Raw genomic sequence first — 19891 nt, forward strand, 5'->3', positions numbered from 1 at the left:
AAGGTCACGGCCATCGACACGCACTGGATCTGGCAGGACGGCCAGTTCCTCACGCAGAACCCGCTGCAGATCCGCGGCGGCTTCGTCGAGGTGCCGAAGACCCCCGGCCTGGGTGTGACGGTGGACCGGGCCGCCCTGCAGCGTGCCAATGCCCACTACCAGCAGCACGGCCTGGGTGCGCGCGACGACGCCATCGCGATGCAGTACCTGATCCCGGGCTGGAAGTTCGACAACAAGCGCCCGGCCATGGTGCGCTGAGCCGACGCGGCCTCCGTCGTGGCCAGCCGCAGCCACGAGCGTTGTCCTCAACAGCATCAAGAAGGTACGCGGCCTCGGCGGACATGGGCTCTGGTGCATCGTGTCCCCAGCGCCCCCACCCTAGGACCTCGCGGCTCGCTGCCCCTGCTTCTGTCCAGTTCAGCGCTGGCAACACTGCAATCCTGCTCTTCGCTATCAAAACATAAGCCGTTTTGATAATGAAAAAAGGGCATGACGCCCGCACCATTAGCGATTGGACCGGCCGCCGATGACCGGGGACGATGACCCTCTTTCCAGGAAGAAGGGCATCTCATGCAGGTCCAAGACGGCAGGGTCCAGGTCGCTTCGATGCGCGACCGTTGTTCGGAGGCAGAGTGGCAGGCCAGGGTCGATCTGGCCGCCTGTTATCGCCTGATCGACCTCTACGGCATGGCCGACATGATGGCCAACCACATCTCCATGCGCGTGCCGGGCGAGGAGGCCTTCCTCATCAACCCCTACGGCATGATGTACGAGGAGATCACGGCCTCCTGCCTCATCAAGGTGGACCACGCCGGCACCATCCTGGCCAGTCCCGACTTCGGCGCGCTGGGCTACGGCATCAACAAGGCCGGCTACGTGATCCACAGCGCCGTGCACGAGGCGCGGCCCGAGGTCGCCTGCGTGATCCACACGCACAGCTGGGCTTCGATGGCCGTGTCCGCGCTCGACTGCGGCCTGCTGCCCATCACGCAGACCGCCATGCGCTTCCTGAAGGTCGGCTACCACGAGTACCAGGGCGTGGTGCTGGACACCAAGGAGCAGGCCTCGCTCATCGAGGACCTGGGCCAGGGCGAGGCGCTGATCCTGCGCAACCACGGCGTGCTGACCGTGGGGCGCACCGTGGGCGAGGCCTTCAACTGGATGCACCGGCTCGAACTCGCGTGCCGTGCCCAGCTGGGTGCGATGGCCTGCGGCGTGCCGCTTCGCCCCGTGCCTGCGCCCGTGCTGGAAGAAACCTGGAACCAGTACCAGCCCGGCACACGCCGGCCCTACGGCGTGATGGAGTGGCCCGCCCTGCGACGCAAGCTCGACCGGCTGGACCCGAGCTACGCGCTCTGACGAACAACGACCACGACATTGGAGACATCGCGATGAACCCCCTCACCCTTTCGCGGCTGGGCCGCCGCCTGCTGGCCGGCGCTGCGGCGCTGGCCCTGTCCGCCGGGGCCATGGCCCAGGCCTATCCCACCAAGCCCGTGAGGGTGATCGTGGCCTTCACGGCCGGCGGCACCACGGACATCCTGGCCCGGGCGACGGCGCAGAAGCTCACCGAGAAGCTGGGCCAGCCCTTCGTCATCGACAACAAGCCGGGCGCCGGCGGCAACATCGGCACCGAGATGGTGGTGCGCGCAGCACCCGACGGCTATACGCTGATCGTCAACTCGGTCGGCCCGATGACGGTCAACCAGACCCTCTACAAGAACCTGCCCTACGACCCCCTCAAGGACCTCGTGCCGGTGGTGCAGATCGCCGATGTGCCCAACGTGCTGGTCGTGCATCCCAGCGTGCCGGCGAAGGATCTTGCGCAGTTCATCGCCTATGCCAAGGCGAACCCAGGCAAGCTGTCCTACGGCTCGACCGGGGTCGGCACGTCCTCGCACCTGTCGAGCTTCATGCTCAGCCAGCGCAGCGGTGTCGAGACCGTGCATGTGCCCTACAAGGGCGCCAATGCGCTCACCGACCTGCTGGCGGGGCGGCTGCAGTTCATGTTCGCCACCGCGCCCACGGTGATCCAGCACATCCGCGCGGGCAAGCTGCGGGCGTTGGCCGTGTCTGGCGACCAGCCCTCGCGATCGCTGCCTGGCGTGCCGACCGTGGCCGAGAAGGGCTTCCCCGGCTTCTCGGCCAGTTCATGGTTCGGCTTCTTCGCGCCCAAGGGCACGCCGGCCTCCGTCATCCAGCTCATCAACAAGACCGTCAACGACGCGCTGCCTTCGCTGGAGGAACAGCTGGTGCGCGAAGGGGCCGAGCCCGCAGGCGGCACGCCCGAGCGATTCGGCGCCTTCGCCCAGCGCGAGCACGAGAAGTGGAAGGCGATCGTGCGCGACTCCGGCGCCACCGCGGAATGAGCGTGCACCTCGCGGGCCGGACCTCGTCCGGCCTCGCGAACCTTTCGATGACGACACAGGAGACATCAGCATGAGTCTTTTCGCCCGCATCGCCCGCGGCCTGATGGTGGGTGCGCTGGGCGGCGCACTGCTTGCCGCCGCGCACGCCGAGTACCCCGACCGGCCGCTGCGCCTCGTGGTGCCCTTCACGCCGGGCGGCAACATCGACGCCACGGCACGCATCGTCGCCCAGGGCCTGTCCGAGCAGCTCGGCCAGCCGGTCGTCGTCGACAACCGGGCCGGCGCCGGCGGGGTGCTGGGCTCCGAGCTGGTGGCCCGCGGCCCGGCCGACGGCTACACGCTGCTGCTGGGCTCCTCCGGCGCGCTCGCGACCTCGAAGGCGCTGAATCCCGAGATCAAGCTCGATCCCGCCAAAGACCTGGTGGCCGCATCGCCCATTGCACGCGCTCCGCTGCTGCTGGTGGTGAACCCCGCGCTGCCGGTGAAGACCGTCGCGGACTACATCGCCCATGCCAAGGGCAATCCGGGCAAGGTGACGGTGGCCTCGTCGGGCAGCGGCACCGCAGCGCATCTGACGGCCGAGCTCTTCCAGATCCAGGCTGGCGTCAAGCTGCTGCACGTGCCCTACAAGGGCAGCTCGCCGGCGATTGCCGACCTGCTGGGCGGCCAGGTCGACTCGAGCTTCGACCAGCTCGCCTCGACCTTGCAGCAGATCCGCAGCGGCAAGCTGCGCGCCATAGGCGTGACCACCGCCCGGCGCTCGGCCATCGTCCCGAACATCCCCACCCTGGCCGAGTCCGGGTTGCCCGGCTTCGAGGCCAGCACCACCGCCGGCCTCATGGTGCCGGCCGGCACCCCCGCCCCCGTGATCGCCCGTCTGCAGGGCGCCATGGCGAAGGTGCTGCAGGCCCCGGACATCCGCCAGAAGTTCGAGGCGCTGGGCTCCGACGTCGTGACGGGCAGTGGCGCCGACTTCGATGCGCTGCTGCGCACGGAGATCGCCAAGTGGTCGCGCGTGGTCAAGGAAGCGGGCGTCGAGGCCCGATGACGACGCGCCTGTCACCCTCGGCCATGGCGGCAGCGTCGCCGCCCCTGTGCCTGCCGCCGTTGCCGGCGGTCCGCGCGCCGCGCCATCGGCTGCCGCCGGGCGCCACCGACTGTCATTGCCATGTCTTCGAGGATCCGTCGCGCTATCCATGGGGTGGTGAGCGCTCGTACACCCCGCAGCCGGCCGACCGCCATGCCTATGCCCAGCTGTGCCGGTCTCTGGGCCTGACGCGCACGGTGCAGGTCAGCGCCAGCATCTATGGCGCGGACAACCGCCTGACGCTCGACCTCATCGCCGAATGGGGCCAGGAGCGGGCGCGCGGGGTCGCCGGCATCGCGGCATCGACCACGCAGGCCGACCTGCATGCCCTGCATGACGGCGGCATGCGTGGGGTGCGCGTGTCGACACTGGTGAAGGGTTACGGCGGCAGCGATGCGATGGCAGGCATCGCCGCGCGCATCCAGCCGCTGGGCTGGCACCTGCAACTGCATTTCGAACGCGCCGCCGAGATCGCCGCGCTGGAAGCATCGCTGATGCGGCTGCCCGTTCCGCTCGTCTTCGATCACCTGGGTTGCGTGCGCGGAAACGAGGGCGTGGACCATCCGGGATTCCAGGCCATGCTGCGCATCCTGCAGCGCCGCGACGACTGCTGGGTCAAGGTCTCCAGCTGGTATCGCCGCTCGGAGGCGGGTCCTGGCCATGAGGACATGCGTCCCCTGGTCCAGGCGCTGGTCGACGTCCGCCCGGACCGGCTGGTCTTCGGCACCAACTGGCCGCATCCCGCCCTCTTTGCGCCGGCACAGGTGCCCGCCGATGCAGACCTGGTGGACCAGTTCTGCGACTGGGTGCCGGATGTGCAGGTGCGCCAGGCGATCCTGGTCGACAACCCGGCGCAGCTTTACGGCTTCGCGTAATCGGCCGGCTCAGGCGTTCCACACCACCTGGGTGGCGCGGGCGCATTCGTTCATCACGGTCAGGGCGCGCACGACGTTGTCGGTGCCCATGACGAAGGGGTTGCGGGCGGCGCCGCCCTGTTGGCGGGCCTGCAGCTTGTTCACCGCCTCGTCGAAGATGTCGTGGTTGGAGATGAACACATCCACGCCCTGGGCCTTGACGAGGCTGCGCACACGCTCGGTCTGGTCGATGTAGGCCTGCAGGCGCTGCATGCGGTCGGGGCTGCGCTGGAAGTTGAAGGCGGTCCCGCCCCACAGCAGCGCACGGTGGCGCCGCGTGCCTTCGCGCACGTCGAACAGCAGCGAGACGGTGCCCATGGTGTGGCCCGGGGTCAGCAGCACGTCGACCTTGGTGTCGCCCCAGGTCAGCGTCTCGCCTTCCCTGAGCACCATGTCGCGCTTGGGCGGACGGCCCCAGTCGGGCCGGTCGAACTCGAGCTTGGTCTCGGTCATCGTCCAGTCCGCCTCGCTCATGGCGGCCCGTGCGCCCGAAAGGGACTTCAGATGGGCGAAGCCGCCGTAGTGGTCGCCGTGGCCGTGCGTGATCAGCACGGCGCGGATCGTGGCCGGGTCCTGCCCGAGCTTGCGCAGGCCCGCGGCCACCAGCGTCCGTGCTTCGTCGTCGTTGTCCATGGCGTCGATCACGACCAGGCCTTCCGAGGTGGCGATGCCCCAGGCGCTCACCCACTTGTTGCCGACGAAGCCCAGGTTGTCGAAGGCCCAGCCCGGCGCGGGTGCGGGCATCGCCATCAGCGCGTCGGGCGACACCGGCGGTGCGCTCGGCGTGGGCGAGATGCCGTCGCCCAGGCGCATGTAGGCGAGCAGGTCGGTGCCCGCGGCGCGGCGAGCCGCGTCCAGGTGGGCCTGGGCCGCGGCCGGCAGCGGACCCTTCGTCTGGGCACCGGCCAGGGGAAGGGCGCAGCAGAGGCAGCCCGCGGCCAGCAGGCGACGCCGGCTCAGTGCCGCGCCCTCGGGCAGGGACGGCGTATCGGCGGCGGAGCGCAGGAAGTTGAACAACGACGATGCCATGGGCGATCTCCTCAGGGTTGGACGTAGGCCGTCTTGACGGTGGTGTAGAACTCGGCGGCGTAGCGACCTTGTTCACGCGGCCCGTGGCTCGACGCCTTGCGGCCACCGAAAGGCACGTGTGGGTCCACGCCAGCCGTCGGCGCATTGACCATCACCATGCCGGCCTGCAGTTGGCGCTTGAAGCGCGCCGCCTGCTTCAGCGAGGTCGTGCACACGCCCGAGGACAGGCCGAAGGCCGTGTCGTTGGCGACCGCCAGGGCCTCATCGGCATCGCGCACGCGGATCACCGTGGCCACGGGGCCGAAGATCTCCTCGCGGTTGATGCGCATCGCGTTGGTGGTCTCGGTGAACAGGGCCGGCTGCAAGTAGAAGCCCGGCTTGCCGTCGACCTGGGGCAGGGCGTCGCCGCCGGCCACCAGACGCCCACCTTCCTCGCGGCCGATGCGGATGTAGTCCATGTCCTGTTCCAGCTGCTTGGCATCGACGACGGGGCCGATCACGGTGCCGGGTGCGCGTGCGTCGCCCACGGCCAGGCCACGCATGCGTTCGACCATGGTGGCCACGAAGCGGTCGTGGATGCCTTCGGTGACGACGAGGCGCGAGGACGCGGTGCAGCGCTGGCCGGTCGAGTAGAAGGCGCCATTGATGGCGCAGGACACGGCGACCTCCAGGTCGGCATCGTCGAGCACGACCATCGGGTTCTTGCCGCCCATCTCGAGCTGGAACTTGGCCATGGCCCCTGGGCGCGACACGCAGGCCTGCGCCACCTTGCGGCCGGTGGCTTCCGAGCCGGTGAAGGTGACGGCCGAGACGCGCGGGTCTTCGAGCAGGGTGTCGCCGATCTCGCGGCCCCGGCCCATCACCAGGTTGAAGGTACCGGCCGGCAGGCCGCAGCGGCTGAGTATCTCGGCCAGTGCCCAGGCGCTGCCCGGCACCAGGTCCGCTGGCTTGAACACCACCGCATTGCCATAGGCCAGGGCGGGCGCGATCTTCCAGGCCGGGATGGCGATCGGGAAGTTCCACGGCGTGATGATGCTCACCACGCCCACCGGCTCGCGCGTGATCTCCACGCTCATGCCCTGGCGGGTGGAGGGCAACAGCTCGCCGCCGACGCGCAGGGCCTCGCCGGCGAAGAACTTGAAGATCTGCGCGGCGCGCACCACTTCGCCCAGCGCGTCGGGCAGGGCCTTGCCTTCCTCGCGCGCGAGCAGCTCGGCCAGCTCGGCCTTGCGGGCCTGGATCTCGTTGCCCGCCTGGTCCAGCGCGTCGGCGCGCTGCTGGGGCGACAGCGCAGCCCACGCGGGCTGGGCGGCATGCGCCGCGGCGATGGCGGCCTCGGCGTCGGCGCGGCTGGCGCGGGCATAGAGGCCGACCACGTCACGCGTGTCCGACGGGTTGATGTTCTGGGCGGCGTCCTGGCCTTCGGTCCATTCGCCGCCGATGTAGTTGCCGTGGGTGTTGGTGGTCATGCGGGTGAAGGTGAGGGTTCGGGGTAGAGGCCGTGCACGCGGCCGAAAAGCCGGGCCATGCCCAGCAGCGCGCCGATGGCGGGGGTGGCGACCCCCAGCCGCTGACCGATCTCATGGGTGGCACCGACGATGGCGTCGAGTTCCAGCGGCCGGCCGGCCTGGGCGTCCTGCAGCATGGAAGTACGGAAGGCGCCCAGCTTGGCCGTCACCGCGTGGCGGGCCTCGGGGGCTTCGTCGATGGGGCAGCCGATCTGCCGGCCGATGAGGGCGGCTTCCTGCATGGCGGCGGAGCAGAAGTCGCGCACCAGCGGGTCGGCCAGGATGCGGTCCACGGTGGCGCCGGTGATGGCACTCACCGGGTTCATCGTGAGGTTGCCCCACAACTTGTACCAGATGGCCGAGCGCACATCGTCGCTGCGGGTGGCGTCGAAGCCCGCGCGCGCGAGCAGCGACACCACCGCGTCGGCGCGCTCGCTGGGCCGCCCGTCGGGCTCGCCCACGATCAGGCCGCGGCCCATGCGGTGCCGGACCACGCCGGGCTGCGGCGTGGAGGCGCTGGCATGCACCACGGCGCCCAGCACGCGCTCATAGCCGATGGCCGCGGCGATGCGGCCTTCGGGGTCGACGCTGCGCAGGCCGGTCTCGACGAAGCCGTTGATGCGCTGACAGAACCACCAGGGCACGCCGTTCATCGCGGGCAGCACGAGGGTGTTCGGGCCGAGCAGCGGCCCCAGCGTCGGCGCCAGGCTGGCCAGCGCCGGCCCCTTGACCGCGATGACGACCAAGTCCTGTGGGCCCAGCTCGGCCGGCCGGTCGGAAGCGCGGGTGGGCACCTGCAGCCGCTCGCCGTCGGCCGCCTGCAGTTGCCAGCCGTCGCGCCGCAGCGATTCGAGGGTGGCGCCACGCGCCAGGGCGCTCACTTCGGCCTGGCCGGCTGCCGCCAGCCGGGTGCCGATCAAACCGCCGATGGCGCCCGCCCCGACGATGCAGACCTTGCCGATCATTCGCCCTTGGCCGTGCGAAGGTTGGCCTTGAAGTGTTCCGGCACGCGCTCGTCGAAGCCCAGCGCCACGCGGCGCACCTCGGGGCTGTCGGTGGGCGCATGGCCCACGCCCAGGGCCGCCGCGCGCGGCGCGTCGATGGCCACCACCGTGCCTTCCACGCGGCCGATGCCGGTGATCTCGCAGGCCACGACGTTGCCGGGGTTGACGCTGCGCGAATGGCAGGGCGTGCCCATCAGGATCACATCGCCGGGCATCAGCGTGATGTGGCGGGCGATGTCGGCGATCACGTAGTGCGGGCCCCAGATGGTCTCTTCGCCGATGTGCGCTTCCTGCACCACCAGGCCGTCCACCGTGGTGCGCAGCGTCTGCGCGAACAGGTCCACGCCGCGCACGATGCCGGGCCCGATGGGCAGCAGCGTGTCCGCACCCTTCACGCGCAGCATGCTGCCCTGGTCGGTGTCGCGGAAGTCCTGCAGGCCCATGTCCAGCGCGGGGCAGAAGCCTTCGATGTAGTCCCAGGCTTCGTCGGGCGTCACGTTGCGGCAGGTGCGGCCGATCACCACGGCGTACTCGCCTTCGTAGTTGAGGTACTTGCAGTCCGCCGGCTTGAGGATCTGGCCCTTGTGGCCGTTGAGCGAGGTCGGCGGCTTGGTGAAATAGGTGGGCGTCTCGGTCGGCTTGGGCTTGTTGCGCGTCTCCATGCTGCGCGAGCTGTAGGAGATGTGCACCGCGATGATCTTGCTCGGGTTGACCGGCGGCAGGTAGGTCTGCGCGTCGGCGTCCAGCATGCGGCCGTCGTCCAGGCGCAGGCGGCCGGCGTCGGCGCCTGCTTCCACCATCGTGCCCCAGAAGGCGCTGCCGCCGATGAGGACGCGGCGTCGCTCAACGCGGGGGCCCTGCATCACGGCGGGCAGGCTCTGGAGGGGGAATTCGAAGTTCATGGCGATTCTTGTGTGGGGGGTCAGGCAGGGAACCAGACGTGGATGTTTCCGGTGCCGCGGGCGTTCTCGTAGGCGGACAGGGCCTCACCCTTGGCGCGGCAGTCGGCGCCGCCCATGGCGCCCAGCATCTGCAGGTAGTGCGCGCCGAAGGCCTCCCAGGGCTTGCGGCGGTATTCACCGTCCCAGCGCTCCAGGATCAGGTCGTGGCGGCCTTCGGCCATCAGCGCGATGGCCCCCTTGTCGCTCTCGATGTTCTCGGGCGAGGAGACGTTGCTCTCGTGGAAGATGCGCGGATGGTTCGGCTTCCAGTCGATGCCGTTGAACTTGTGGCTGAGCGCGCCCGAGGCCAGCAACACCACGCGCAGGCCGCTGGCGCGGATGCCCTCGCCGATGTCCTCGCCGGACTGGACGAACTGCTCCCAGCGGCAGTTCTGGCAGGAGCTCACCGTGACCACCGGCGTGTCGTCCAGCTCCAGCCGCAAGTGCTTGACCAGGTTGACGGTGGCGTAGTGCCGGCCCAGATCGGGGTGGTCGATGACGCGCACGTAGCCCTGGCGTGCACGCGAGGCGGTCTCCAGCGCCCGTGCCAGCCGCGGATGGCCGTGGTAGGCGAAGGGCACGCCGTGCAGGTACCAGGGCATCTCGTCGGAGATGTAGGTGCCGCTGTAGCGCGCGCCGCCGTCCACCAGGTGGTAGCCGGTGGTGAACCAGTGGCTGTCGAAGATCATGATCACGTCCGGCCTGGCTGCCGCGATGCGCTCGCGCAGCCGGGCATAGCCGGCGATCAGGTCCGAGTCTTCACCGGCGCCCTGCAGGCGGCGGAATTCCTCGCACTGCATGAGGCCGGGATGATGCGACACGATGGCCGATCCAACGATCTGTCCCATGGATATGTCTCCTGAGTGCGTTCAGCGGTGGCTGAAGCTCGCCTTGAACGGCTTTTTGGGAACCACGACGTCCTTGATGTCGCAGAAGAATTCGAAGCTCCAGTCGCCGCCTTCGCGGCCCACGCCGGAGCGCTTGATGCCGCCGAAGGGCGCCGCCAGGTCACGGATGCCGAAGCTGTTGACCCAGATGAAGCCGGTGCGCACCTGCTTGGCGATGTCGGTGGCGTGCCCGGTCTCGCCGTAGCAGACGCCGCCCAGGCCGTAGTCGGTGCCGTTGGCCAGCGCGATGGCCTCTTCGTCGCTGGCGAAGGTCTGCAGCGTGAGCACGGGGCCGAAGACCTCGTTCTGCACGATCTCGCTGTCCTGCGCCACCTGCGTGAGCATGGTGGGCTTGAAGTACTGGGCGCCGAAGCCGTGACGCTCGCCGCCCCACAGCAGCTCGGCACCGGCCGCCACGGCGCGTTGGACGAAGCCTTCGACACGCGCCACCTGGCGCGGATGGATGATGGGGCCCACCTCGGTGGCCTCGTCGCGCGGGTCACCCACGTTGAGCTTCTCGACGTGGCTGCGCATGGTGGCGATGAAGCGCTCGGCCACCTTCTCGTGCACCAGGAAGCGCGTGCCCGCCAGGCAGACCTGGCCGGCGTTGCGGTACATCAGCGCGCCGGTGGCGGCGGCGCCGTCGAGGTCGGCATCTTCCAGCACGATGAAGGGACTCTTGCCGCCCAGCTCCAGGCTGCAGGGCACCAGGTTGGCGCCGGCGGCCTGCGCGATGGACTTGGCCGTGGGCACGCTGCCGGTGAAGGAGACGCGCGCGATGCGCGCATCACCGACCAGTCGTGCGCCGGTGCTGGCACCAGTGCCCTGCACCACGTTGAACACGCCCGGCGGCAGGCCGGCCGCGTCGGCGCAGTCGGCCAGCAGCGAGCAGGTCAGCGGCGCCCACTCTGGCGGCTTCAGCACGCAGGTGTTGCCCGCGGCCAGGGCCGGGCCCAGCTTCCAGGTGGACAGCATCAGCGGCGCGTTCCACGGCGTGATGATCACCACCACGCCGGCCGGGTCGTGGCGCACGATGTGGTGGGCCTGCTCGGTGTCGATGGGCCGGTTCTGCAGCTCCAGCGCATGCTGGGCGAACCAGCGGATGTTGAGCATGGCCCGCGGCACCACGCCGTGGCGCATGCGCGAGAGCAGCACGCCGGCATCGGTGCTCTCCAGTCGGCAGAAGTCGTCGGCACGCTTGCCGATCTCCTCGGCGAAGCGCTCCAGGTAGGGCAGGCGCTCGGCCGCGCTCATGGCGCTCCACGCCGGGAAGGCACGCTGCGCGGCCTGGATGGCGGCCTCGGTGTGGTCCTCCAGGCCTTCGGCGATGCGGCCGAGCGGCTTCTGGTCGATGGGGCTGAAGAGCTCGAAGGTGGTGGCCGAGGGCACGCGGCGGCCGTCGATGTAGTGGTCGGGCGAGACCTTGACGCCCGCTACGTCCAGCAGGGAAGTGGTCATTCGGAATGCTCCTGGTTGGGTGGCAGCAACTTGCCGGGATTCATGAGGCCGTGCGGGTCGAGCGCGGCCTTGACGGCCTGCATCAGGCGCAGCTCGACCGCCGACTTGTGGCGCGCGGATTCGTCGCGGCGCAGCACGCCCAGGCCGTGCTCGGCCGAGATCGAGCCGCCATGGGCCACGACCGCGTCGTGCACGCACTGGTTGATGGGCTTTTCGAGGGCCTCGAAGGCGGCGCGGTGCTCGGCACCCAGCCGGTCGGCGGCAGGCGAGAGGTTGTAGTGCAGGTTGCCGTCGCCCAGGTGGCCGAAGACGACGAGCCGTTCGCCCGGCCAGCGGCGCTCGATCTCCGCGCCCATGGTGGCGATGAAGTCGGCGATGCGGGAAATGGGCAGCGCGATGTCGTGCTTGATGGTGCGGCCCTCGGCACCCTGCGATTCGGAGATGTCCTCGCGCAGCGCCCACAGGGCCTGGAACTGTGCCAGCGTGGCCGACAGGGCGGCGTCGGTGGCCAGCTCCTGCTCCAGCGCGGCTTCCAGCAGGCCTTCGATGGCTGCGCTGGCATGGGCTTCGTCCACGTTGTCGCTGACTTCCAGCAGCACGTACCAGGGCGAGCGCTCGGCCAGCGGCAGGCGCGCGCTGTCCACGTGCTTTTCCACCAGCGCGATGCAGGTGTCGCTCATCAGCTCGAAGGCCGTGAGGCCGGCGCCCAGGCGCGACTGGGCCAGCTGCAACAGCTGCAATGCGGCGGCCGGGTCGGGCACCGCGACGAAGGCGGCCACCTGCGCCGCGGGCAGCGGGTGCAGCTTGAGCACTGCGGCGGTGATCACGCCCAGCGTGCCTTCGCTGCCGATGAAAAGGTCGCGCAGGTCGTAGCCGGTGTTGTCCTTGCGCAGGCCGCGCAGGCCGTCCCACAGCTCGCCCTGTGCCGTGACGGCTTCGAGGCCCAGGCACAGTTCGCGCGCATTGCCGTAGCGCAGCACCTGCACGCCGCCGGCATTGCTGGCCAGGTTGCCGCCGATGGTGCAGGTGCCTTCGGCGGCCAGGCTCAGCGGGAAGAGCCGGCCGGCTTCGCGCGCGGCGTCCTGCACCTGCTGCAGCGTGACACCGGCTTCCACGGTCAGCGTGTTGTTGATGGTGTCGATGGCGCGCACCTTGTTCAGGCGCGTGAGCGACAGCACCAGCGTGCGACCCGATGTGTCGGGCGTGGCGCCGCCCGACAGGCCGGTGTTGCCGCCCTGCGGCACCACGGCGATGCGGTGCCGGGCGCACCAGCGCACGACCGCGGCCACATCGGTGGCGCTGTCGGGCTGGGCCACCGCGATGGCCTGGCCGGTCCACTTGCGACGCCAGTCGGTCAGGAAGGGCGCCTTGTCCGCCTCGTCCAGCAGCAGGCGGCCGGCGAAGGCTTGGCGCAGTTCGTCCAGTGCGGCCTGCATGCTCAGTAGCCCGAGGTGCTGCCGGCGGCGGGCGGCGGCGCTTCCTTGAAGCGGCGGGCCAGGGCGCGGCTGGCCTGGGCCAGCAGGGTCGCGTCCACGCCCACGGCGATGAAGCGTGCGCCCTTTCCGATCCAGTGGCGGGCGGTCGTCTCGTCGGTGGCCAGGATGCCCGGCGCCTTGCCGGCGGCCAGGATGCGGGCGAATGCATGCTCGATCGCCGCGCGCACGTCCGGATGGCCAGGCTGGCCCAGCAGGCCCATCGAGGCCGACAGGTCCGCAGGGCCGATGAATACGCCATCGACGCCTTCCACGGCCGCGATCTCGTCGATGCGCGACAGGGCGGACGCGGTTTCCACCTGCACCAGCAGGCACATGCGGTCGTTGGCGGTCTGCAGGTACTGCGCGTCGGCGCCCCAGCGCGAGGAGCGCGCCAGGCCACTGCCCACGCCGCGGATGCCCTGCGGCGGATAGCGCATGGCCTGCACCAGGCCGCGGGCCTGTTCGGCGTCTTCCACCATCGGGACCAGCAGTGTGGTGGCGCCGATCTCCAGCACCTGCTTGACCAGGGCCGCGTCGCTGTGCGGAATGCGGACCACGGGATGGGCGGGGTAGGGCGCCACGGCCTGCAGCGTGCCCAGCATGGAGCGCAGGTCGTTGGGGCCGTGCTCGCCGTCGACCAGCAGCCAGTCGAAGCCGGCGGTGGCGCACAGCTCGGCGGTGTAGGGTTCGGCCAGGCCGAGCCAGAGGCCGATCTGAGCGCCGGGTGCAGCCAGTGCGGCCTTGAACGTGTTCACGGTGGAGGTCATCAGACGAATTTCAGGGAGATGGAGCCCAGCGGGCCGTAGTCCGCGTGGAAGGTGTCGCCGGCGGCGCAGTGCACCGGCCGGGTGAAGGAGCCGCCCAGCACGATCTGGCCGGCTTCCAGCCCCTCGCCGTAGGGCGCGAGCTTGTTGGCGAGCCAGGCCACGCCGTTGCCCGGATGGTTAAGCACCGCGGCGCCCAGGCCCGATTCCTCGATCACGCCATTCTTGAAGAGCAGCGCACCGGCCCAGCGCCAGTCCACCTGGTCCGGGCGCATCGGGCGGCCGCCCATCACGATGCCGGCGCTGGCGGCGTTGTCGGCGATGGTGTCCAGCACCTTGCGCGGCGCCTTGGTCACGCGATCGAACTGCTCGATGCGGGCATCGATCAGCTCCAGCGCCGGGATCACGTAGTCGGTGGCGTTGAGCACGTCGAACAGCGTGACGTTGGGCCCGCGCAGCGGCTTGGCGAGGATGAAGGCGAACTCGACTTCGAGCCGCGGCACCAGGAAGCGGGCGGCCTCCACCTCGGTGCCGTTGTCGATCACCATGCTCTGCAGCAGCACGCCGTAGTCGGGCTCGGTGATCTGCGAGGCGATCTGCATGGCTCGCGAGGTCAGGCCGATCTTGCGGCCGACGATGGTGTCGCCACCGGCCAGCTTGAGCGCCGTCCATTCGCGCTGGATGGCGTAGCTGTCGGCGATGGTCATGCCGGACAGGCGCTTGCTGAAGTGCTCCACGGGCTGGCGCGTGCGCTCGGCCTCGATGAGTTCGTGGGCGAGCGCGCGGTTGCGCTCCTGCATGTCGGTCATGGGTGTGTCTCCTGGATCGTCCTGCCACGGGCGGCAGGACACCGATTTGATGAAGGTGAAGTCTCGGCAGGCTGGCCGTCCGCCACAAGCAATGGATTTGGAACAGTGATCAAGCAGCGCTTGATAATCGACCGATGGCCCTGACCCGCTACACCCTTCGCCAGCTCGAGGCCTTCGTCGCCGTGGCGGAGCAGCGCAGCTTCACCGGCGCGGCGCAGCGCATGGGGCTGACGGCGCAGGCCGTGAGCCAGCTGATCGCCGAGCTGGAGGCGATCGTCGATTTCCGCCTGTTCGAGCGCACCACGCGGCGCGTGGCGCTGTCCAGCGCGGGCCAGCACTTCCTGGGGCCCGCCGAGACGGTCCTGCGGCATGTGCAGGCGGCGGAGATCGCGGCCTCGGATGTGCGCCATCAGGCGGCAGGCATCGTGCGGGTCGGGGCGCCGCAGGTGCTGGCCGGCACGGCCATCCCGGCGGCCATCGGCGCCTTCCAGGCCCTTCGGCCGCGCGTGGTGGTGCGGGTGAAGGATCTGCCGGTCGACCAGCTGGTGGATGCGGTGACGGCCGGCGACGTCGACCTGGCGGTGGGGCCCGACCGGCCCACGGGCGAGGGCGTGCAGCGTGCACCCGTCTTCGACAGCCGCTGGGTGCTGTGGTGCGCACAGGCCCACCCGCTCGCGCGCCGCAGGCAGTTGCGCTGGACCGACCTGCACGGCCATGCCCTCGTGGCGGCGGGGCGCGACCATGAGCGCAGCGTGTCGCAGATGCATGTCAATGCCCCCGCGGATGCGCGGGTGGAGCCGGTCGACGTGGTGGACAACGTCTCCACCGCCCTGGGCATCGCCGCCCAGGGGCTGGCGGCCACGCTCGCGCCGGCCTACGTGGGCGTGGTGGCAAGGCCCCTCGGCCTGGTGATGCGCCGCGTGGTCGATCCCGAGACGGTGCGCACGGTCTGCCTCTACCGCTCGACGGTGCGCACCCTGCCGCCGGCCGCCGAGGCCTTCGCCGACCACCTGCTGCAGTGGTTGCCCGGCTGGCAGAAGCAGGACGACTGAGTCCTCAGCCACGCGCGGCGGCCAGCAGGCGGATCTCCGCGAGCAGGTCGGCCAGTGCGGTCTGCAGCATCTCCTGCGTCGTGGCGTCGCTCAACCTCCCATCCTGGAAGCGCGACGCGATCAGCGGAATGGCCACATGGGGCCGCGACAGCGGGCGGGCCAGGGTGGCGGCCAGCGCATCGCGGATCTGCGCCTGGGCCCGCACCCCGCCCAGGGCGCCGGGCGATGCCGTGATCACCAGCGCGGGCTTGCCCTTGAGCGGCGAGGCGAAGGCCGGGCGCGAGGCCCAGTCGATGGCGTTCTTCAGCACGCCAGGCATGCCGTAGTTGTATTCCGGCGAGCAGATGACGAGGCCGTCGGCCCGGGCGATGGCATCCTTCAGGTCCGCGACGGCGGCGGGCGGCTGGGGGCCGTCCAGGTCGCCGTCGTAGGGTGGTATCTCCTCCAGCGTGAAGAGCCGCTGCTCGGCCTCTGCCGGCAGCATCGTTCCCATGTGGCGCAGCACCGCGGTGCTGTGCGAGGCGCGGCGCAGACTGCCGGAGATGGCCAGCAGGCGAATCGCTGCGGCCGGCTGGGTGCCAGAAAAAACATTCATCGATCGATCCATTGAACTATGCACGGAAGAAAAGTTTATGCATAAAATCGCGTCCATGCAAAAAACGGATGTCGTCTTGCGCGAACCCACGCTGGTGGACCAGGCCTTTGCCCGGCTGCGGCAGGACGTGCTCAGCGGCACCTACGCCGGGGGCGTCAAGCTGAAGGTGGACGAGCTGCAGAACGCCTACGGCTTCTCCAGCAGTCCGCTGCGCGAAGCCCTGAGCCGGCTGGCGCAGGAAGGGCTCGTCCGCGCCGACGAGCGCCGTGGCTTCCGCGTGGCGCCCCTGTCGGCCGAGGACATGGCCGACATCACCCGCATGCGCCTGATGCTCGACGTGCCGGCGCTGCGCGACTCCATCCAGCACGGCGACGACCGCTGGGAGAGCGAGGTGGTGGCGGCCTTCCACCGGCTGGAGCTGGTCGAGGCCCGCCTGCCCGATGGCCCGGTGATCCTGGACGACCACTGGTCCGAGCTGCACCGCGCCTTCCACCTCTCCCTGCTGGCCGCCTGTCCCTCGGAGCGGCAACGGCGCTGGGGCGAAAGCCTGTTCGACCAGGCCGAGCGCTATCGGCGTTTCAGCGGGCGTTTCCGCAAGGTGGCCAAGCGCAAGACCAACGAGCACCGCCGGATCATGGACGCCGCCCTGCGGCGCGACGCCGACACCGCCTGCGCCCTGCTCGAAGAGCACATGCTCAGCACGCAGCGCAACGTCGAGAACATCCTGAACGACCCGCCGCCGCCCTGACTGCACTCGGCGGCGACCCATTCGAGACAACAACGGAGACAAGAACCCAAATGCTCAAAGTCCTGCGGCCCACGCCTTCCCACTTCGGCATCTTCGTGACCGACCTGGAGAAGATGGTGGCCTTCTACACCGAGACCTTCGATCTGACGATCACGGACCGCGGCGTGGGGCGCACCTTCAAGAACGAGCTGGTGTTTACCAGCGCCAGCGAGGACCAGCACCACCAGCTGGTGTTGGCTTCGGGCCGGCCCGCGGACGCGAGCTTCAGCACGGTGATGCAGATCTCCTTCGTCGTGCCCAGCATCCAGCACCTGCGCGAGGTGACGCAACGCGCACGGGAGCGCGGCGCCACCGAGGTGCGTGGCCTCAACCACGGCAACGCGCTGTCGATGTACATGCGCGACCCCGAAGGCAACACCGTCGAGGTGTATGTCGACATGCCCTTCTACGTGGCCCAGCCGCACGGCGACCCGCTCGACCTCGACAAGGACGACGAGACGCTGATGCGCGAGACCGAGGCCATCTGCCGTGCCGATCCCACCTTCATGCCGCTGGACCAATGGCAGGCCCAGTTCCAGGCCAAGGCCCCCGCTGCTGCTGCCTCTGCCGTGCGTGCGTGACCCCCGCGGCGCCTGCCGTGGCACCGCACCCTTTCGTCCTCATCTCTTTCCCACTCGAATGGAGCACCCATGAAACTGCTGTCCTTCCTCCACCAAGGCCGTGAAACCTGGGGCGCCGTCGTCGGCGACGGCGTCGTCGACCTCGGCCAGGCCCGCCCGCAGCAGGCCACGCTGCTCGACTACATCGCCTCGGGCGACTACCTGCAGGCCGCCCAGCATGTCGAAGGCCTGCCGGTCGTGGCCAAGCTGGCCGACATCACCTATCTGCCGGTCATCACGCGGCCCGAGAAGATCGTCTGCGCCGTGCGCAACTACATGGACCACCACCAGGAGGTGCTGGCCGCCGGCATGCAGCGCGAGCTGTCGGAGATGCCGCCCATCTTCCTGCGCGTATGGCGCTCGCAGACGGCGCACAACGCGCCCATCGTGAATCCCAAGGTGTCGGATTCTCTGGACTGGGAAGGCGAGCTGGCCGTCATCATCGGCAAGGGCGGCCGCGACATCCCCAAGGACAAGGCCTACGAGCATGTCGCCGGCTACTCCTGCTACAACGACGGCAGCGTGCGCGAGTGGCAGTTCCATGCCAAGCAGATCGCCTCGGGCAAGAACTTCGAATCCACCGGCGGCTTCGGCCCGTGGATGGTGACGGCCGACGAGATCGCGCCCGGCCGCGAGCTCAAGCTGGTGACCCGCCTGAACGGCCAGGTGGTGCAGTCCAGCCACACCGGCCACATGATCTTCGACATCCCCACGCTGATCAATTACGCCTCGACCATCTTCACCCTGAGCCCCGGCGACGTGATTGCCACCGGCACGCCGGCCGGCGTGGGCTGGAGCAAGAAGCCCTCGCAGTTCATGAAGCCGGGCGACGTCTGCGAGGTGGAGATCGAAGGCATCGGCACCCTGCGCAACCCCATCGTCCAGCAGGCCTGAAGCCCCGGCATCGACGGCGCGCACCGCGCGGTCGATGCCCCTGAGTGCGGCGCATCCCGGCCGGGGTGCGCGACACATCGCCCGCCGGCAGCTGGCGGCGCGAGACACAAGAATTTCAACGGAGACAACCATCATGCGGCGTAGAGATGCTCTCGCTGCAGGCCTCGGCTTGGCCTGCAGCTTCCCCTTCACGGCCCTGGCGCAGGGCTATCCCGACAAGTCCATCCGCGTGCTGCAGGGCTTTGCGGCCGGCGGCAATGCCGACACCATCGCCCGGGTGGTGGGTGCCGAGATGGGCAAGACCCTGGGCCAGCCCTTCGTGGTCGAAGCGCAGACCGGCGCCGGCGGCACCATCGCCTCGGGCGCGGTGGCGCGGGCCAAGCCCGATGGCTACACGCTGCTGCTGGCCACCGGCGGCCATGCGGTGGCGGGGGCGCTCTACAACAAGCTCAGCTACCAGACGGTGGCGGACTTCGAGTGCATCTCGACCATCACCTTCTTCCCCTTCCTGCTCGTGGTGAAGGCGGACTCGCCCTACACCTCGCTGGCCGACCTGCTCAAGGCCGCCCGCGCGCCGGGCGCGCAGGTGTCGTACGGCACGGCGGGCATCGGCTCCACGCACCACCTGGCCGGCGAGCTGCTGGTGAAGATGTCGGGTGCGCGCATGCTGCACGTGCCCTACCGCGGCGATGCGGCCTCGGTCACCGCGCTGCTGTCGGGCGAGGTACCGTTCATCATCGCGCCGCCCACCGCCGTGATGGGCAACATCAAAGCTGGCAAGATGCGCGCCATCGCCACCACCGGTCCGCGCCGCTGGGGCCAGATGCCCGAACTGCCCACCGTGGCGGAGCAGGGCGTGGCCGGCTACGAAGTCACGTCCTGGGCGGGGCTGATGGCGCCGGCCGGCACGCCCCGCGCCATCGTCGACCAGCTCAACGCCGCCGTGCAGAAGGCACTGCAGCAGCCGCAGGTGCGCACGCGCCTGGAGGACATCGGCGGCGAAGCGCGTGGCAGCACGCCCGAAGAGATGACGGCCATGGTCCAGAGCGAATTGAAGAAATGGACCGTGGTGGTCAACGAGGCCCAGATTCCCAAGCAATGAACGAGCGAGGTGCTCCCATGTCCCTGATCCAGATCCGCAAGCGCAGCCTGACTGTCGAGACCATCTACCACGAGGGCGGCCCGGTGGCCGACCGGCCGCTGAAGCTCGCGGCCGCCTGCGCCGTCATCCGCAACCCGTACGCCGGGCGCTACGAGCCCGACCTGATGCCCTTCATGGCCGAACTGCGCTCGCTGGGCACCTCGCTCGCGACGGAGCTGGTGGAGACGCTGGGCCGCGACCAGGTGGAGGTCTACAGCAAGGCCGCCATCGTGGGCGTGAACGGGGAGATGGAGCACGGTGCCGTCTGGCACGAGGCCGGCGGCTGGGCCATGCGCGCGGTACTGGGCGAGCCCAAGGCCATCGTGCCGGCCGCCAAGGCCGTGGCCGCCACGGGCTACCGCCTGATGGTGCCGCTGCACTACATCCACGCCGCCTACGTGCGCAGCCACTTCAACAGCATGGAAGTCGGCATCCAGGACGCACCCCGTCCGGACGAGATCCTCTTCGCCCTGGTCATGGGCACCGGTGGCCGGGTGCATGCCCGACTGGGCGGCCTGACCAAGGAGCAGGTCTCGGTCCACGACGGCCAGCGTTGA

At 69.8% G+C, this 19891-nt stretch carries 20 protein-coding genes and 1 pseudogene; 11 read left to right on the top strand and 10 right to left on the bottom strand.

All coding sequences use genetic code 11. The features are described from left to right. From gudD to BXA03_RS21685, 5 genes and pseudogenes are all read left to right on the top strand, one after another. A pseudogene (gudD, locus tag BXA03_RS21665) lies at positions 1–258 on the top strand (glucarate dehydratase); the annotation flags it as partial. A 312-nt stretch (positions 259–570) separates the two neighbouring features. Beyond that, positions 571–1359 carry a class II aldolase/adducin family protein gene (locus tag BXA03_RS21670; RefSeq protein WP_076511269.1) on the top strand — a complete coding sequence of 263 codons (789 nt, stop codon included), beginning with the start codon at positions 571–573 and terminating at the stop codon, positions 1357–1359. A gap of 32 nt (positions 1360–1391) precedes the next feature. Continuing rightward, positions 1392–2369 (top strand): Bug family tripartite tricarboxylate transporter substrate binding protein, encoded by a 978-nt coding sequence (locus BXA03_RS21675; RefSeq protein ID WP_076511270.1) that lies wholly within the window; start codon positions 1392–1394, stop codon positions 2367–2369. 70 nt (positions 2370–2439) lie between these two features. Continuing rightward, positions 2440–3417, top strand: coding sequence for a tripartite tricarboxylate transporter substrate binding protein (locus tag BXA03_RS21680; RefSeq protein ID WP_076511271.1), 978 nt, complete (start codon positions 2440–2442; stop codon positions 3415–3417). Then, the gene (locus tag BXA03_RS21685) at positions 3414–4331 is read left to right on the top strand and encodes an amidohydrolase family protein (protein ID WP_083716240.1); all 918 of its coding nucleotides are present in this window, start codon (positions 3414–3416) and stop codon (positions 4329–4331) included. Before BXA03_RS21680 ends, BXA03_RS21685 begins: the two co-directional genes overlap by 4 nt. Positions 4332–4340: 9 nt before the next feature. Here BXA03_RS21685 and BXA03_RS21690 read toward each other — a convergent pair whose 3' ends face one another. From BXA03_RS21690 to hpaH, 9 genes are read right to left on the bottom strand one after another with little or no spacing between them, the layout of a single operon-like run. Next, positions 4341–5399 (bottom strand): MBL fold metallo-hydrolase, encoded by a 1059-nt coding sequence (locus tag BXA03_RS21690; RefSeq protein WP_076511272.1) that lies wholly within the window; start codon positions 5397–5399, stop codon positions 4341–4343. An 11-nt stretch (positions 5400–5410) separates the two neighbouring features. After that, complete coding sequence (locus tag BXA03_RS21695; protein WP_076511273.1) at positions 5411–6868, bottom strand: aldehyde dehydrogenase family protein; 1458 nt, start codon at positions 6866–6868, stop codon at positions 5411–5413. After that, on the bottom strand, positions 6865–7872 hold the full coding sequence (locus BXA03_RS21700) for a 2-dehydropantoate 2-reductase (protein WP_076511274.1): 1008 nt from the start codon (positions 7870–7872) through the stop codon (positions 6865–6867). The genes BXA03_RS21695 and BXA03_RS21700 overlap by 4 nt, the downstream gene beginning before the upstream one ends. Beyond that, complete coding sequence (locus BXA03_RS21705; RefSeq protein ID WP_076511275.1) at positions 7869–8813, bottom strand: fumarylacetoacetate hydrolase family protein; 945 nt, start codon at positions 8811–8813, stop codon at positions 7869–7871. Before BXA03_RS21705 ends, BXA03_RS21700 begins: the two co-directional genes overlap by 4 nt. A gap of 20 nt (positions 8814–8833) precedes the next feature. Beyond that, on the bottom strand, positions 8834–9700 hold the full coding sequence (locus tag BXA03_RS21710; RefSeq protein ID WP_076511276.1) for a DODA-type extradiol aromatic ring-opening family dioxygenase: 867 nt from the start codon (positions 9698–9700) through the stop codon (positions 8834–8836). A gap of 21 nt (positions 9701–9721) precedes the next feature. After that, complete coding sequence (locus BXA03_RS21715; RefSeq protein WP_076511277.1) at positions 9722–11197, bottom strand: aldehyde dehydrogenase; 1476 nt, start codon at positions 11195–11197, stop codon at positions 9722–9724. Then, positions 11194–12633: an FAD-binding oxidoreductase gene (locus tag BXA03_RS21720; RefSeq protein WP_076511278.1), complete on the bottom strand. Its 1440-nt coding sequence runs from the start codon at positions 12631–12633 to the stop codon at positions 11194–11196. The genes BXA03_RS21715 and BXA03_RS21720 overlap by 4 nt, the downstream gene beginning before the upstream one ends. Before the next feature lie 2 nt (positions 12634–12635). Further along, a complete protein-coding gene (hpaI, locus tag BXA03_RS21725; protein ID WP_076511279.1) occupies positions 12636–13439 on the bottom strand; it encodes a 4-hydroxy-2-oxoheptanedioate aldolase in 804 nt (267 codons plus the stop codon). Continuing rightward, positions 13439–14245 (bottom strand): 2-oxo-hept-4-ene-1,7-dioate hydratase, encoded by an 807-nt coding sequence (gene hpaH / locus BXA03_RS21730; RefSeq protein ID WP_234983792.1) that lies wholly within the window; start codon positions 14243–14245, stop codon positions 13439–13441. Before hpaH ends, hpaI begins: the two co-directional genes overlap by 1 nt. 134 nt (positions 14246–14379) lie before the next feature. On the opposite strand from hpaH, the gene BXA03_RS21735 reads away from it, so the two are divergent. After that, the gene (locus BXA03_RS21735) at positions 14380–15297 is read left to right on the top strand and encodes a LysR family transcriptional regulator (protein WP_076511280.1); all 918 of its coding nucleotides are present in this window, start codon (positions 14380–14382) and stop codon (positions 15295–15297) included. A gap of 4 nt (positions 15298–15301) precedes the next feature. Here the strand turns inward: BXA03_RS21735 and BXA03_RS21740 are convergent, their stop codons facing one another. Further along, the gene (locus BXA03_RS21740; RefSeq protein ID WP_143476410.1) at positions 15302–15892 is read right to left on the bottom strand and encodes an NADPH-dependent FMN reductase; all 591 of its coding nucleotides are present in this window, start codon (positions 15890–15892) and stop codon (positions 15302–15304) included. A 37-nt stretch (positions 15893–15929) separates the two neighbouring features. On the opposite strand from BXA03_RS21740, the gene BXA03_RS21745 reads away from it, so the two are divergent. The 5 genes from BXA03_RS21745 (at position 15930) to BXA03_RS21765 (ending at position 19891) form a co-directional block, all read left to right on the top strand. Further along, positions 15930–16640, top strand: a complete 711-nt coding sequence (locus BXA03_RS21745; RefSeq protein WP_076511282.1) for a GntR family transcriptional regulator — start codon at positions 15930–15932, stop codon at positions 16638–16640. A 50-nt stretch (positions 16641–16690) separates the two neighbouring features. Then, on the top strand, positions 16691–17260 hold the full coding sequence (locus BXA03_RS21750; protein WP_076511283.1) for a VOC family protein: 570 nt from the start codon (positions 16691–16693) through the stop codon (positions 17258–17260). Positions 17261–17329: 69 nt separating this feature from the next. Continuing rightward, a complete protein-coding gene (locus BXA03_RS21755) occupies positions 17330–18193 on the top strand; it encodes a fumarylacetoacetate hydrolase family protein (protein WP_076511284.1) in 864 nt (287 codons plus the stop codon). Between the two features lie 133 nt (positions 18194–18326). Next, positions 18327–19295, top strand: a complete 969-nt coding sequence (locus BXA03_RS21760) for a Bug family tripartite tricarboxylate transporter substrate binding protein (RefSeq protein WP_076511285.1) — start codon at positions 18327–18329, stop codon at positions 19293–19295. Between the two features lie 17 nt (positions 19296–19312). Next, complete coding sequence (locus BXA03_RS21765; protein WP_017762358.1) at positions 19313–19891, top strand: amino acid synthesis family protein; 579 nt, start codon at positions 19313–19315, stop codon at positions 19889–19891.

The organism is Pseudacidovorax sp. RU35E, assembly GCF_900156165.1.
Lineage (GTDB): Bacteria > Pseudomonadota > Gammaproteobacteria > Burkholderiales > Burkholderiaceae_C > Xenophilus.

What these genes read in the sequence shown, in the direction of transcription:
- BXA03_RS21670 (WP_076511269.1), top strand. Translation starts at nt 571, where the DNA reads ATGCAGGTCCAAGACGGCAGGGTCCAGGTCGCTTCGATGCGCGACCGT.
- BXA03_RS21675 (WP_076511270.1), top strand. Translation starts at nt 1,392, where the DNA reads ATGAACCCCCTCACCCTTTCGCGGCTGGGCCGCCGCCTGCTGGCCGGC.
- BXA03_RS21680 (WP_076511271.1), top strand. Translation starts at nt 2,440, where the DNA reads ATGAGTCTTTTCGCCCGCATCGCCCGCGGCCTGATGGTGGGTGCGCTG.
- BXA03_RS21685 (WP_083716240.1), top strand. Translation starts at nt 3,414, where the DNA reads ATGACGACGCGCCTGTCACCCTCGGCCATGGCGGCAGCGTCGCCGCCC.
- BXA03_RS21690 (WP_076511272.1), bottom strand. Translation starts at nt 5,399, where the DNA reads ATGGCATCGTCGTTGTTCAACTTCCTGCGCTCCGCCGCCGATACGCCG.
- BXA03_RS21695 (WP_076511273.1), bottom strand. Translation starts at nt 6,868, where the DNA reads ATGACCACCAACACCCACGGCAACTACATCGGCGGCGAATGGACCGAA.
- BXA03_RS21700 (WP_076511274.1), bottom strand. Translation starts at nt 7,872, where the DNA reads ATGATCGGCAAGGTCTGCATCGTCGGGGCGGGCGCCATCGGCGGTTTG.
- BXA03_RS21705 (WP_076511275.1), bottom strand. Translation starts at nt 8,813, where the DNA reads ATGAACTTCGAATTCCCCCTCCAGAGCCTGCCCGCCGTGATGCAGGGC.
- BXA03_RS21710 (WP_076511276.1), bottom strand. Translation starts at nt 9,700, where the DNA reads ATGGGACAGATCGTTGGATCGGCCATCGTGTCGCATCATCCCGGCCTC.
- BXA03_RS21715 (WP_076511277.1), bottom strand. Translation starts at nt 11,197, where the DNA reads ATGACCACTTCCCTGCTGGACGTAGCGGGCGTCAAGGTCTCGCCCGAC.
- BXA03_RS21720 (WP_076511278.1), bottom strand. Translation starts at nt 12,633, where the DNA reads ATGCAGGCCGCACTGGACGAACTGCGCCAAGCCTTCGCCGGCCGCCTG.
- hpaI (WP_076511279.1), bottom strand. Translation starts at nt 13,439, where the DNA reads ATGACCTCCACCGTGAACACGTTCAAGGCCGCACTGGCTGCACCCGGC.
- hpaH (WP_234983792.1), bottom strand. Translation starts at nt 14,245, where the DNA reads ATGACCGACATGCAGGAGCGCAACCGCGCGCTCGCCCACGAACTCATC.
- BXA03_RS21735 (WP_076511280.1), top strand. Translation starts at nt 14,380, where the DNA reads ATGGCCCTGACCCGCTACACCCTTCGCCAGCTCGAGGCCTTCGTCGCC.
- BXA03_RS21740 (WP_143476410.1), bottom strand. Translation starts at nt 15,892, where the DNA reads ATGAATGTTTTTTCTGGCACCCAGCCGGCCGCAGCGATTCGCCTGCTG.
- BXA03_RS21745 (WP_076511282.1), top strand. Translation starts at nt 15,930, where the DNA reads ATGCATAAAATCGCGTCCATGCAAAAAACGGATGTCGTCTTGCGCGAA.
- BXA03_RS21750 (WP_076511283.1), top strand. Translation starts at nt 16,691, where the DNA reads ATGCTCAAAGTCCTGCGGCCCACGCCTTCCCACTTCGGCATCTTCGTG.
- BXA03_RS21755 (WP_076511284.1), top strand. Translation starts at nt 17,330, where the DNA reads ATGAAACTGCTGTCCTTCCTCCACCAAGGCCGTGAAACCTGGGGCGCC.
- BXA03_RS21760 (WP_076511285.1), top strand. Translation starts at nt 18,327, where the DNA reads ATGCGGCGTAGAGATGCTCTCGCTGCAGGCCTCGGCTTGGCCTGCAGC.
- BXA03_RS21765 (WP_017762358.1), top strand. Translation starts at nt 19,313, where the DNA reads ATGTCCCTGATCCAGATCCGCAAGCGCAGCCTGACTGTCGAGACCATC.